Raw genomic sequence first — 13,838 nt, forward strand, 5'->3', positions numbered from 1 at the left:
CAAGCAAGAGGGGGGAATCCCCCCCTTTTTACTTGTCATAAAGGAGACTTTCATGGGGAGATATATTTTCAAAAGAGGGCTGATCTCGGTTCCGCTGCTGCTCGTCGTTTCTTTCCTGACCTTTATTCTGAATTCGCTCTCTCCGATGGATCCGGCCGAAGTCGTGCTTCATGCCCAAGGCGTGCCGAGAATTACCGACGAGTTGCTGGAGGAAACGAGGTTGGCCCTGGGCTTGGACCGCCCTTTGCTCGTCCGTTATTGGAACTGGTTCCTCTCCTGCTTGAGGTTGGACTTCGGAGACTCCTACGTGACGGGCAAACCGGTGTGGTCCTTACTGGGACCCGCCTTCTTAAATACGTTGAAGCTAACGATGGTGTCGGTCGTGGCCATTATTATCTTGTCCATCGCTTTAGGCGTTCTCTGCGCCCTTAGGGAAGGAAAGCTGCTGGATAAGTCGATCCGAGGGATCTCCTTCGTTCTGACCGCTATGCCCTCCTATTTGTTGGCGTCCCTATTGGTGTTGTACTTTTCCGTCAAGCTGGATTTGCTGCCTACGAACGGCATGGACACGATCGGCAGCTATATCTTGCCGGTAACCGTCATTACGATTAGCTATGCCGGGATTTACTTCCGCATCGTAAGAAGCTCCATGCTGAGCAGCCTTAACGAGGATTATGTGCTGTACGGCAGAGCGTGCGGCTTGCCGGAGCGCAAGATCACGAGGCGCATTCTCCGAAATTCGCTTCAGGTGGCCGTCTCGGTATTTTGCATGGCGATTCCTATCATCCTCGGAAGCACGGTTGTCGTGGAGAATATCTTCGCTTGGCCGGGGTTGGGGACGCTAAGCGTCAATTCCATCCTAAGCCGGGATTTTCCGATCATTCAAGCGTACGTGCTCATCCTGGCTGCGTCTTTCGTCATCGTCAATACCTTCTCGGACATGGTCAACGCTTGGGTGAATCCTAAATTAAGGGAAGACGGATAAATGAGACGATTCCATTATTTTCTCAAAGACAAGTTAGCCGCTTTATCGTTGGCCATTATCTCGATTACCGTCATCGCCGGGATCTTCGCGCCTTGGATCGCCCCGAACGATCCGGAAGAGGTCCATATGGAGCTTCGCTTTGCCTCGGCATCCTGGGAATACCTGCTGGGCAACGATCATTTGGGACGATGCATTCTCTCCAGACTCATCTATGGGATCCGTCCAAGCGTGCTGTGGGTATTGGTCGCATTGGTCGCCTCCGTGGGGATCGGAGCGGTTATCGGATTTATTGCCGGGTACTTCAAAGGGAGAATCGATGCTTTCCTGATGAGAATCTGCGATGTCATGCTGTCCTTTCCCGGCTACGTGATGACTTTGGCGATCATCGGCATTCTCGGCGTGGGACTCGAGAATATTCTGCTTGCGTTCGTCTTGATGAAGTGGGCCTGGTTCGCCCGCATCATCCGAACGTCCGTCATGGCCTATGCCGAATCCGATTACGTGAAGTTCTCCAAGGTGCTTGGCATGGGCAGCCTCCGAATCATGAGGAAGCATATCTTGCCGGTCTCGCTGCCGGACATTGCCGTGACCTCCAGCAGCGCCTACAGCTCCATGGTCTTGCAGCTTTCCGGCTTCTCTTTTCTGGGGCTAGGGATCCAAGCGCCGCATGCGGAGTGGGGGATGATGCTGAACGAGGCAAGGGAAGTCATGTTCTCAAGACCGGAAATGATGCTTGCTCCCGGGATAACGACCATTCTCTTCGTGACGGCCGTCAACTTCTTTACGGACTCGCTCCAGGTCGCCCTGGATCCCAAGCTAGGGATATCCGGCAAGAAACGGCAGGGCCGTCCGGACTCCGTGGCCGGAAGAATCCAAAGAAACGAGGTGGCGTGATTCCTCTATGAATCTATTGGAAGTGAGGAATTTGAGGGTGTGGGACGGTCGGGGAGGGAGCGTGCTCGTCTCGGATAGCTCGTTTCAGTTGAAGAAGGGAAGCTGCTTGGCCATTATCGGCGAGAGCGGGAGCGGCAAGTCGCTGACCTGCAGGGCGATTATGAGATTAAACGGGAGAGGGCTTCTTCAATCGGGGGAGATCCGGTTTAAAGGAGTCGATTTAAACGAACTGGACGAACGCGAGATGAGAAGCCGACGAGGGAAGCAGCTCTACATGATCCTCCAGAACGGAATGCGCGCTTTCGATCCGTCGAGCGTCATCGGCGTTCATCTCAGGGAGACTCTCGCCCGCCATTACCGTTGGAACAAAAACGAAACGACGGAGAAGCTGAGGCAAGCCATGCAAAGCGTAAGGCTTCAAGACCCGATCGGCATTCTGAATAAATACCCGCACCAATTGTCCGGGGGCATGCTGCAGCGCGTGATGATCGCTTTGGCCCTTCTGTTGGAGCCGGACGTCATTCTTGCCGACGAGCCGACTACCGCGCTCGATACGGTGTCCAAGTTCGAGGTCGTGGAACAGTTTATTCAATTAAGGGAGAGGACGGGGTGTTCCATGATCTTCGTCTCCCATGAGCTGGGCGTCGTCAGGAAACTGGCGGACGAAGTGATGGTGATGAGAGCCGGAAGCGTTATCGAGAGCGGGACGGCAGCAGCCATTTTCTCGAATGCGCGTCATGATTATACCCGTTATTTGACGTCATCGCAGCGGAAGCTGAACGACCGGTTTCAGGAGCTGATGGGAGGTGCCGGAATTGCTGACCGTTGAAGGAGTCTATAAAACCTATCGCAAGGGAGGCATGTTCTCAAGGGAACGACAGCAAATTCTGAGGGACATTAGTTTCGAATACAAGGAAGGGGAATGTCTGGGCATTATCGGGGAGAGCGGCAGCGGGAAGTCGACGTTGGGACGCCTGCTGCTCGGCATCGAGAAGCCCGACCGCGGTACGATTTTGCTTCAGGGGGAAAGCGTGGAGAAGAGAGGAGGGAGACGGGGGAGAATCAGCGCCGTCTTTCAGGATTATACCTCCTCCATCAATCCTTATTTTACCGTCGAACAAGCGATTCTGGAGCCCTTGACCCTGCAGCCGGACGGAATGGAAGCCAAGCGCGACAAGGTCGGTCGACTCTTGCGCCAAGTCGGTTTGGACTCGTCGTTCCGCTCCAAGTACCCCCATGAGCTGTCGGGCGGACAAATCCAGCGGGTGTGCATCGCAAGGGCAGTCGCGACGGAATCGCCGTGCATTCTTCTGGACGAAGCGATCAGCTCCTTGGACGGATCCGTTCAGATGCAGGTGTTGGAGCTGCTCAAGGAGTTGAAGGACTCGTTCCGTCTGGGCTATCTGTTCATCACCCACGATATCCAATCCGCCGCTTATTTGTGCGACCGGGTGCTGATCCTCAGAAGCGGTCAGATCGAAGAGATCGTTGATATTAAGGAATTAAAAAACGTTCAGTCGCCTTACGCGCAAAAGCTGCTGCGGATGATGATTACTTAGCGGGATGGAGGAAGGAGCAAGGATGGCAAAAGGAGCTTTGTCATGGCCGTTTCTGCGTTTATATTTATTAACCATCATCTATTTCGGAGCCAATTCCATCCTGAATGTCATGATTCCGCTTCAGGGAGATTCGTGGGGCGCAAGCAATACGGAGATCGGGATCGTGATGGGAGCCTATTTGTTCACGACGATGTTTTTTAGACCGTGGGCGGGCCGAATCATTCATCGGCAGGGACCGGTTCGCGTGCTGCGCATCATCCTGGTCATCAATGGATTGGCCCTGCTTTTATATACGTTTACCGGCCTGGAGGGGTATTTCGCGGCCAGGATGCTGCAGGGGGCATGTACGGCCTTCTTCTCCATGGCTTTGCAGTTGGGCATTGTCGATGCGCTGCCGGAGAAGGAACGTTCTCAGGGAATATCGCTGTATTCCCTGTTTGCCTCGATCCCTACGATTATCGGGCCGCTGCTGGCCGTCGGGATGTGGCGCTCCGGCGATTGGACTTGGTTTGTCGTGAGCATGATTGCCTTCGCCATGATAACGAATATGGCCGGCTTTACTGTCCGAATGAATGACTCCCAAGCGTCCGTAACGGGGCCATCTCCGCAAACCACATCATTTCTGCAAGAACTTCCTCAGTTATACCGGAATCCAGACCTATTTAAGTGCAGCCTGTTGATGCTTGTCGCTTCCGTCGTTTTCGGAGCCGTGACAACCTTTATTCCTTTGTACGCCGAAGAGATTCCAAGCGCCAGCGCCGCCGTCTTCCTGATGCTTCAGGCGGTTACGATTGTCGCGGCCCGTTTCTTCTTAAGGAAAAAAATCCCCTCCGACGGAAAGTGGCATTCCGCTTACGTCATGGTCATTCTGATGAACGCGGCGGCGGCTTCGTTGTGCGTCAGCTTAAGCCCTTCGGTCTCGGGAGGCTTCGTTTTGTTTTATTTGGGCGGCTGTTTGATGGGAATCTCCCAAGCGCTGCTATATCCTACGTTAACGACTTATTTGACCTTCGTGCTTCCGCAGCCTAGCCGCAATGTCTTGCTGGGCTTGTTTCTGGCCATGGCCGACTTGGGCGTCTCGCTGGGAGGGGCCGCGATGGGGCCGTTGGCGGATCTCTCGTCCTATTCGTTCCTTTATTTCATTTGCGCTATTCTTGGAGTCGCGATGTCGGGGTTCGTTTATTACAGGAGGCGTCAAGCGAATGCCTCTCCATGAATACCCTGATAGACTATATTAACACCAATTTTTTGATTTAGTAGTTTCCGTGAGATATAATCCAATTACTTACAAAATTTCCTGTACGGACGATTGCGGAAATCCGGGTGCGGAAATCAAGTAAAGGAGGATATCCCAATAAAACGTGCGGTATTGCTGATTTCTTTATCTATCATGATCTTGGCCACCCTGCTATCCGGCTGTCAATCCGCTTCAAACGACGGGGAAATCATCTCGAAAGAATTAATCAAGGTGCCTGGACAGAACCCGAAAGTCAATATCTACCAAGTATTCTACTATAGCGAAGGCACGAAGGTTGAGGCTCTGTTAACCGAACCCATCTGGTCCGGCGAATATCCGTTGGTCGTTAACCTTCACGGAGGAAGACTCTTTAGAGAAGAGTCCATCACCCATTACGATTTCGGTTACACCGCCGAGTCGATCAGCAAGGCATCCCATCGAGTGATTACGCTATACCCGAATTATCGCGGATATATGGAAAGCGAAGGACATGTGCAAGGGCTGGCAGACAGTACGCTGGATGCACAGAATGCGGTTAAAGCAGCCAAGTCCATGTTGGGCAAGAAAATAAAAGCTGATTCAACCTATCTGCTTGGCTATTCGTTTGGAGGCGGCGTCGCGTTAAGAATGGCTTCCGAACGTCGCGATGTTAAAGCCGTTGCTGCGGTCAGTCCTTTTGTCGGTTCGGACGAATACATCCGGTGGCTCGACGAGAATCCCAAAAATTCATCTATTCTTATTGCAGGTTGGAGAAATAATCTTAGAGATTTAAATGATGATGTACATAAGAATAACGGCTCTTTATTGGACCGAATTCCGGATATAGAGGCGCCGGTTCTTTTCTTGCAAGGAACAGGCGATGCCAATGTCATCTGGCAAACCGTTCAACAATACGCCGATGATATGGAAAAGGTGGATAAAACCGTCAATTTGGTTATGTTTCCGAATGGCAATCATGCACTGGATGATCAAAATCGAGAAGCAGCGAATGAAGAGATCGTGCAATGGTTCCAAAAGTATGGCCTTTCGAAATGGTAATAGAGAAAGCGGCAGCCTTGGATGCTTTCGAGTCCGAGGCTGCCGCTGTTTTATGCCCCGCATCGCCGTTGGATTTTTATAACAATTGTTTTATTTTCAACGCTCTCAACGGGTATAATAAACTTTGGTGTTCGATTTACGGGCAATCAAACGGAAATGAGGTTAGTAGATGAAGAGTGCGCAACAACAGCAATCGGTCGTATTAAAGAAGGTTTTACGAGGACTTGCCGTCATTATCGGAGCGTTCATAACGGCCTATGGGCTAGAAACCGTATTAATTCCCAACAACGTATCCGATGGAGGCGTGACGGGTCTGAGCATCGTGGGGTCGGAGTTTATCGGACTTCCGCTGGGACTTCTGATCGGGGTTCTTAATATACCGTTTATTTTTCTAGGATATAAGCAGATCGGGAAAAGCTTTGCTATCTATTCCGTGCTCGGCATTGCCTCCTTGGCCGTCGGAACGGTCGTCATGCATCACCTGACGCCCATCATCGAAGGAGATACGCTGCTGGTAACCGTCGTGGGCGGTATCATTATCGGCTTCGGAATGGGTCTGGCCCTGCGCAATGGCGGCGCCTTGGACGGAATCGATATGTTGGCCGTACTGCTGTCTCGCAAGCTGCCGTTCGGCACAAGCGATCTGATCCTGTTCTTGAATATGTTCGTGTTTATCGTCGTTTCGACCGTATTCGGCCTTCAAGGGGCTATTCTGTCAGGTATCGCTTATTTTATCGCCTCCAAAGTGATCCATATCGTCGAAGAAGGCTTAAGCGGCGCCAAAACCTTCAAAATCATCACGAAGCATCCCGAGATCATGGTCGAGACGATTCGCGATCGCCTAGGGCGAGGCGCTACCTATAACCTCGTGGAGGGCGGCTATTCCAACGAACAGTTCAAAGAAATTACTTGCGTCATTAACCGACTGGAAGAAAGCAAAATGAAAGAAATCATCCATGAGATCGACCCGGGCGCCTTTATTATGGTGTACGATGTCGCCGAGGTGAAGGGCGGCAACTTCAAGAAGCACGATATCCACTAAGGGGTTTCGAGATAGAAATAAAAAGAGAACCGCCGCCAAAAACGGTAGTTCTCTTTTCTTTAGAAAAATAATAGAAGGGAAGAACCTTCGTCTAAGTGGATAAGCATGAAATATCATGTTTATTTTTCGCCAGAGGGCTCAAATGAGGGATTGTAGCTGAAAAATCATGTATAATCTGCTTTATTTTGAAAAACAGGGCCGTTATAGATGAAATTTCATGTACATTGAGCTCCATATCGAATCATGGACAGATTATAGATGAAATTTCATGTACAATGTAGTTTTTTAAGCCCTCCAAGGGCTCCTACAACCCTTCTATTTCCGCCAGAAAGTCGTGCAGTCGGCCTTGTCCTCGATATTGAACTCGATGAGCTTCTCAAGCAAGGAGAAATCCACCGGCTCGTTCCACCGGATGCGGATCAACCCCTTGGTATGACCGTAGCCGCTCCGCTCGATCTCCTCGGCGAACCGAGCCATGGCGGCTTCCTCCGGGGCAACGGCCATGTGCTGTTTGGCGACGCTGAAGCCGATGATAAAGGTGCCGTGATCGGTAAACATCGGCTGATTCCACGCGATCTTGGGCTCTAGGGTCGGGAATTTCGATAAGATCCAAGCAAACACGTCTTCCATTCGGACTCGATGCTCCGGATTGTCGATACGGTTCAGAAACGGCTCCAACACTTCCACGTTGACCCCTCCATACGTCGGACAAAGTTATTTTCATCATATCAGCTGGCCCATCCTCAAACAACTTAATCCCCCGTATTGCCGATAAGCGCGGCGTCTGCTAAGATGATCTAGACTTATTAAATTGCTTTAATAAGTGTCCAAGCGCCCACCCTTAGCGGTGAAAGGTTGATCGACATGACGAACGTATTCAAGACTCAGAACGATTTCAAGGAACCGTTACTCTATCGAATCCGAGCGGGACTCATCATGCTGGGAAGCGCCACGAAGGCGGAGCTCAGCCAGCGGCTGGGGATCAGCTTTCCGACGATAAGCAAGTTCATCGCCCAGATGGAGAAGGACGGAGAGATCCGCTATTCGGGCGATGACGATTCCAGCGGAGGCCGAAGAGCGAAGCGGTATACGTACGATCCGGAATACATGCTGGGATTGGCTATTTTCATAGAGAAGAACGAGACGAGTTATTCGATCTTCAACTGCATCGGCGAGCTCAAGGAACGGGGGACCAAGCCGAGCGTGCTGGAGCAGGATGCGCAGCTTCTGGCGGACCTTATCGAGTCGCTGATCGAGAAGTACCCGAGGCTTCGTTCCATCGCGATCGGAGTGCCCGGCGCCGTGAACAACGGGAGAATCATCTTTATCCCTCCCTATCAGCAATTCCTCGACTACGATTTAAAAGGGGAATTCGAAGCCCGGTTCCAGCTGCCGGTCGCGGTCGAGAATGACATGAACGCATCGGTGCTGGGGTACGCGTCGAACTTCGAGCTCGAGAACGAGTCGCTGGTTTACCTGTATTTCGGCCAGAACGGACCGGGCTCCGGCATCATGATCAACGGCGATGTCGTTCGAGGCAGCACGTTTTTCTCGGGAGAGATTTCGTTCGTGCCTCAGTACGATAATCAATCCTTCTTCCAAGCGCTTCAACTGGAAGGGCAAGATCGCCGGATCGTATTGGCAGGGGAAAAGCAGGTCGACGCGGTCGCCCGTCTGATCGCCACGTTCGCCGCCATTCTCAATCCTCGGGCCGTCGTGTTTAACGAGGAGGAAGTGGACGTCTCGCTATTGGCCAAGATCGCGGAGAGAAGCTCGGCCTACATTCCGAAGGAACATTTGCCCTTGCTGATGATGAGCAATTGGAGACAGGATTACTTGACCGGCTTGCAGCAATTAGCGTTGAATTTGATGATTACGGAAGGCTGAGGGAGGGGCAGGATGGCAACCTTTTTTCTAGCGATTATTTATTTGGCCTTTATTAGCTTAGGAATTCCAGATTCCCTGCTCGGGTCGGCTTGGCCTTCGATGCGGCTCGACATGGGGGCATCGTTCGGCTTCGCGGGAGTCTTGTCCATGATCGCGGCCGGAGGAACCATCGTGTCCAGCCTGGCGAGCGGGAGTTTGGTTGCGCGGGTCGGAACGGGGAAAATCACGCTGATCAGCTGCTGCCTTACGGCGGGAGCGCTGCTTGGCTTCTCCGCGGCTCCTTCGCTGATCTGGCTTGTCTTGCTGGTCATTCCGCTGGGCTTAGGCGGAGGAGCCATCGATGCGGCGCTGAATCATTATGTCGCCGACCATTACAAAGCCCATCACATGAACTGGCTGCACTGTTTCTGGGGCGTAGGGGCTACGATGGGACCGATCATCATGTCTTATTTTATGACAGAGCATAACTCTTGGAGAGAGGGGTATGCCGCCGTATCCATGATCCAATTCTCGCTCGCGATTGTTCTGCTGGTTACGCTCCCCCTTTGGAAGCGCGTCGCCGCAAACGGAGAGGTCGAGAACCGCGAGGAGCTTCCCGACCAAGCCGCATCGGAGAAGGGACGATCCGCGGGCGGCTCCAAGGGCAACGTGCTCCGGATCAAAGGGGTTAAGCCTACTCTTAGCGCGTTTTTATTCTATTGCGGGGTCGAAGCCACGGTCGGATTATGGGGAGCCAGCTATCTGGTAGGGGCAAGGGACATGACGGCCGAGTCGGCCGCCGGTTGGATCTCCTTATATTATGGCGGAATAACGGTCGGAAGGCTGATTACCGGCTTCATCACTTTGAAAGTCAACAATCGCGTGCTGATCCGCTGCGGCCAGATGATCGCCATTGCGGGCGGGGTGCTGCTCTTGCTTCCGCTGCCATCGCTTTTCCTAGCCGGGCTCGTTCTGATCGGACTCGGGTTAGCTCCCATCTACCCCGGCCTCCTTCATGAAACTCCGGCGCGTTTCGGCAAGGAGAACTCCGCCAAGCTGATGGGCTACCAGATGGCGGTCGCCTATACGGGAGCGACCTTTCTCCCTCCGCTGTTCGGAGTCCTTGCCGCGCAGACGAGCATCGTTTTATTGCCGTTCATCGCGCTTGCGTTCCTCGTTATGATGTTGTTAAGCGCCGAGAAGGTGAATCGCGTGTTGCATCAGGGCGTATATCTCCGAGGATAGGAGATATGCGTTCTTTTTTTTCGGCTGCAAGACTGCTAGGGAACCATTGCCCGAGTTATGACCATATAGAGGTGAATGATCATTCGGAGAGGAGAAGCGGCTTGGATATCGAAGAGCTCAACGATCTGATCGAACGGCACGGCAAAGCGTTATACGGTTTCTGCCTTAGACTGACGTCGAACCGGGCGGATACGGACGATCTCTATCAGGAAACCTTGCTTAAAGCGATAGAAACGAGAAAGAAGATGGACGGCAACCGCAATCCGAAAGCCTTTCTCCTGTCGGTCGCGGTCGGGCTGCGCAAGAACCAGCGCCGGAAGTTCGCCTGGAGACAGAGAATCGCGCCCACGGCGGAATACAGCGACGAGTACAATGCTATATTTACGGACGAGTCCCCGGAAGATGCCCTGCTGTCTTCGGAGCGGCGCCGCCAAATCCAGGAGGCCGCGGACCGTCTTCAGGATAAGCTCAAGATTCCGCTTTATATGTACTATACCGCGGAGCTGTCCATCGAGGAGATCGCGTCGGCATTGAGGATTCCGTCCGGAACGGTCAAGAAGAGGCTATATCAAGCCAGACAGGCGATGAAGAAGGAATTGGAGGTGGAGTCTCTATGAGCGATTCCGATAAGTGGGACCGCATGCTTCGCCAAGCCCTGGCTTCGGAGGCGGGGCCCGATGAACGATTGAACCGAAACGTCATTCATCGGTATAGGGAGAGAAGCGAAGCGAGACCTAAGGGGAGGAAAAGGATATCGATAGGCGTGCTGGCGGCCGTCTTCACGCTGCTCCTGTCGGTATCCGCGTTCGCGGCCGTAAAGCTGTTAAGTCCCCAGCAGGTAGCCGAGCATCTCGGCAATGGACCGTTGGCGGAAGCTTTCGCGAGCGGCGACGCTGTCGAAATCAACGAATCGGTCGTGTCCGGAGGTTACGAGATTACGCTGCACGGACTTGTCTCCGGAGCGGGGCTGAACGGGCTGGAGGACCTGTCGAGCGACATTTCCCCCGAGAAAACGTATGCCGTCGTATCCATAGCGAACGCCGACGGAAGTCCGATGCCCAAGACGAGCGATCCGGAATACGGGGAAGTGCCCTTCTACGTGTCGCCTCTTATGCGAGGCTTAAAGCCTTGGCAGGTAAACATCTTTAGCATGCACGGCGGTTATAGCGAAACCGTTCTGGACGGCGTCATGTATCGGCTCATCGAATGCGACGGAGTGGAGATGTTCGCCGACAGAGGCGTCTATCTGGCCGTCGTCGGCGGCACGGCGTTCCCCAGCAACGATGCGATCGCCTACGACGAGGAGACGGGCGAGATCAGCCTCCGGCCGGATTACGAGGGAGCAGCCGCGTTGTTCGAGCTTCCGCTGGATAAGTCCAAAGCCGATCCGGCCAAGGCGGAAGCGTATTTGCGGGAGCTGCCGAAGGAGCCGGAGGAGAAGGAGACGGCTGCCGAGAACGATGCGGCAGCGTTGCTGGAGAGCAAGTCGGAGGAGATGGCGACGAAGTCCGCAGAGCGGAAGAAAAAAGTTCCCGAAGGCACGACGATCCTCGAGTCCGTCCAAAAGTTGACCCCCGACGATCGGGGAAGAGTTCACTACAAATACGACGTCTGGAACGTCACGCTGACTCCCGATTTATTCTTCCCGGAAGGGCAGACGGGCGATTATCCCTTCCAATTCAGCGAGAGAGACGGAAAGGTATTGGCACTGGTCTTTACGGTAGATAGCCTGGGCGACGTTACCGGCAAGGTCGTGGAGCTCGATCCTTAGCGAATTGCCAATTGATGGTTATAACCGGCCATGGTAGGATAAAACCATGTCTACTCCTATCATGGCTACCAAATTATATATTCCCAAGCCTCGGCCGCAAGCGGTTCTCCGCCCGCGATTGACCCAGAGGCTCAGCAAAGGCTTATACCGCAAGTTGACCCTAATCTCCGCGCCCGCGGGCTACGGCAAGACGACTTTGGTTGGCGAATGGCTCGCGGAATGCGGAAGGCCGGCCGCATGGCTGTCGCTCGAGGAAGGGGACAACGAGCTAGCGCGCTTTATCACCTGTATGATCTTCTCTCTGCGAACGCTTGAGGGGAATATAGGGGAAGGCGCGCTTGCCATGCTGCAAACTCCTCAGCCTCCGCCGGCCGAGTCGATCCTGACCGTACTCTTGAATGAGCTCGCGGCCCTCCCGAACCCCTTTATCCTCGTTCTGGACGATTACCACGCCGCGATGTCGGCGCCGGTCGACGATGCCGTGTTTTTCCTGCTCGACCATCTTCCCGCTCAGATGCATCTTGTCCTGACAACCCGCGCGGACCCGGGTTTTTCGCTCGCCCGGTTGCGGGTCCGGGACCAATTGACCGAGCTGCGCGTTGCCGACTTGAGGTTTACCCGGTCCGAATCCGAAGCTTATTTGAACCGCGTAATGAGCCTTAACCTGTCTGCGGATATAATCGCATCGCTGGAATCGCGTACCGAAGGGTGGGTTGCGGGTCTGCATCTGGCCGCGCTCTCCATCCAGGAAGATCGGGACGCCGATCGGCTTATTCAGGCTTTTAACGGCAGTCATCCTTACGTGCTGGATTACCTGGTGGAAGAGGTCCTGCAGCGGCAGCCCGAAGCCGTTCAAGCCTTCCTGCTGCGGACCTCGATTCTCGATCGCCTGTGCGGATCTCTGTGCGATGATCTTATGCTCGATCCCTCGGTTCCCGGGAAGGACACGTTAATGGAGCTTGAGCGCAAGAACCTGTTCGTCGTTTCCCTGGACAACGAACGGCGGTGGTATCGCTATCACCATTTGTTTGCCGACTTGCTCCGCAGAAGGCTGGAAGAAAGCGTCGGCGGGAGCCGTATCGCGGAATGGCATAAACGGGCAGCCGTCTGGTATGAGGCGAACGGATTCGATATAGAAGCGTTCCGTCATTCCGCGGAATCCCGGGACATCGAACGTGCCGCTCGTCTGCTGGAAGGCAATGGGTTGCCTCTGCATCTTCGCGGGGCTGCCGGCCTTGCGCTGAACTGGCTGAAGACGTTGCCTGCCGCCGAATTGGATGCTAGACCCTCGTTATGGGTGATATACGGTTCGGCTCTGCTGATGGCGGGCAGGCTGACGGACGTGGAAAGCAAGCTGCAAGCGGCGGAGACGACTTTGGCGGGAGAGGAATCGAACGCCGGCGTCAGGGACCTGCTCGGACTCATTGCCGCGACCCGGGCTACATTGGCGTCCTTGGAGTCGACCGGCCATCCTTATCCTGGAGGCGCCGATCGCAAGCTGCGGGCAGCCGAAGCGGTCATGGAGAACGCGCCGTCCGACGACAAGACCGAAGAGCTTGTCGGCTTGATTGCCCCTTCAAGCGAGGAGCGGATAAACGGAGGATGGCAAGAAACGGACAGAATAATCGAACAGTCCCGTCTTGCGCTTGCGTACTTGCGACCGGACAATCTCCCGGTTCGGACGGCGGCCGCCTGGATGCTGGGCGTCGCTTGCCAGCGGCGCGGAATTTATCCTTCGGCTCGCGAGGCCTATAACGAAGTCATCTCGAATAGCCGAATAATGGACCATCGGCTGATGGCCGTCATGGCCATGATCGGACTGGGTCAAGTTGAGGAAGCCGAAGGTCAGACCGATTCGGCGGCGGAATTTTACCGAGAGGCCCTTCGATTGGCAGGCGATCTGCCGCTTCCGGCGCTCCGCGAAGCGCGGCTGGGTCTGGAGCGCCTTCTCAAATCAGACGACGGGCAGGGCAGCCTAATTGAGCCGCTCAGCCGGAGAGAACTCGAGGTGCTGGAGCTGATCGCCCAGGGGCTCTCGAACAGGGAAATCGGAGAGAAGCTCTTCTTGGCGTTGGACACGGTCAAAGGGCACAACCGCCGGATCTTCGAGAAGCTTCAGGTGCAACGACGCACCGAAGCGATCGCCCGCGCCAGAGAATGGAATTTAATCCCGAACACCCGCAAACCACACTAAAGTGTCT

Annotated in this window: 13 protein-coding genes; 12 read left to right on the top strand and 1 reads right to left on the bottom strand. The window is 54.1% G+C overall.

What is annotated here, in order from left to right:
• Positions 1-52: 52 nt before the first annotated feature.
• From opp1B to H7B67_RS04475, 7 genes are all read left to right on the top strand, one after another.
• A complete protein-coding gene (opp1B, locus tag H7B67_RS04445; RefSeq protein WP_185118594.1) occupies positions 53-985 on the top strand; it encodes a nickel/cobalt ABC transporter permease in 933 nt (310 codons plus the stop codon).
• Complete coding sequence (cntC, locus tag H7B67_RS04450) at positions 986-1,879, top strand: staphylopine uptake ABC transporter permease subunit CntC (RefSeq protein ID WP_185118595.1); 894 nt, start codon at positions 986-988, stop codon at positions 1,877-1,879. It abuts the gene before it with no gap.
• Between the two features lie 7 nt (positions 1,880-1,886).
• Entirely contained in the window at positions 1,887-2,708 is an 822-nt protein-coding gene (gene cntD, locus H7B67_RS04455; protein WP_185118596.1) for a staphylopine uptake ABC transporter ATP-binding protein CntD, read from the top strand.
• Entirely contained in the window at positions 2,695-3,438 is a 744-nt protein-coding gene (locus H7B67_RS04460) for an ABC transporter ATP-binding protein (RefSeq protein WP_185118665.1), read from the top strand. The genes cntD and H7B67_RS04460 overlap by 14 nt, the downstream gene beginning before the upstream one ends.
• A gap of 22 nt (positions 3,439-3,460) precedes the next feature.
• The gene (gene cntE, locus H7B67_RS04465; protein WP_185118597.1) at positions 3,461-4,654 is read left to right on the top strand and encodes a staphylopine family metallophore export MFS transporter CntE; all 1,194 of its coding nucleotides are present in this window, start codon (positions 3,461-3,463) and stop codon (positions 4,652-4,654) included.
• 153 nt (positions 4,655-4,807) lie between these two features.
• Positions 4,808-5,713, top strand: a complete 906-nt coding sequence (locus H7B67_RS04470; RefSeq protein ID WP_185118598.1) for an alpha/beta hydrolase family protein — start codon at positions 4,808-4,810, stop codon at positions 5,711-5,713.
• Positions 5,714-5,882: 169 nt separating this feature from the next.
• Positions 5,883-6,755, top strand: coding sequence for a YitT family protein (locus H7B67_RS04475; RefSeq protein ID WP_185118599.1), 873 nt, complete (start codon positions 5,883-5,885; stop codon positions 6,753-6,755).
• Positions 6,756-7,070: 315 nt separating this feature from the next.
• Here the strand turns inward: H7B67_RS04475 and H7B67_RS04480 are convergent, their stop codons facing one another.
• Positions 7,071-7,442, bottom strand: coding sequence for a DUF1801 domain-containing protein (locus H7B67_RS04480; RefSeq protein ID WP_185118600.1), 372 nt, complete (start codon positions 7,440-7,442; stop codon positions 7,071-7,073).
• Positions 7,443-7,619: 177 nt separating this feature from the next.
• On the opposite strand from H7B67_RS04480, the gene H7B67_RS04485 reads away from it, so the two are divergent.
• The 5 genes from H7B67_RS04485 (at position 7,620) to H7B67_RS04505 (ending at position 13,831) form a co-directional block, all read left to right on the top strand.
• Positions 7,620-8,642 (top strand): ROK family transcriptional regulator, encoded by a 1,023-nt coding sequence (locus tag H7B67_RS04485; RefSeq protein ID WP_185118601.1) that lies wholly within the window; start codon positions 7,620-7,622, stop codon positions 8,640-8,642.
• Positions 8,643-8,654: 12 nt separating this feature from the next.
• Complete coding sequence (locus H7B67_RS04490) at positions 8,655-9,866, top strand: MFS transporter (protein WP_185118602.1); 1,212 nt, start codon at positions 8,655-8,657, stop codon at positions 9,864-9,866.
• 101 nt (positions 9,867-9,967) lie between these two features.
• Positions 9,968-10,483 (top strand): RNA polymerase sigma factor, encoded by a 516-nt coding sequence (locus H7B67_RS04495; RefSeq protein WP_185118603.1) that lies wholly within the window; start codon positions 9,968-9,970, stop codon positions 10,481-10,483.
• Entirely contained in the window at positions 10,480-11,637 is a 1,158-nt protein-coding gene (locus H7B67_RS04500) for a DUF4179 domain-containing protein (RefSeq protein WP_185118604.1), read from the top strand. Before H7B67_RS04495 ends, H7B67_RS04500 begins: the two co-directional genes overlap by 4 nt.
• A gap of 46 nt (positions 11,638-11,683) precedes the next feature.
• Positions 11,684-13,831: a winged helix-turn-helix domain-containing protein gene (locus H7B67_RS04505; RefSeq protein WP_185118605.1), complete on the top strand. Its 2,148-nt coding sequence runs from the start codon at positions 11,684-11,686 to the stop codon at positions 13,829-13,831.
• The last annotated feature ends 7 nt before the right edge of the window (positions 13,832-13,838 follow it).

This window comes from Cohnella thailandensis (genome assembly GCF_014212135.1).
GTDB classification, from domain to species: Bacteria; Bacillota; Bacilli; order Paenibacillales; family Paenibacillaceae; genus Cohnella; species Cohnella thailandensis.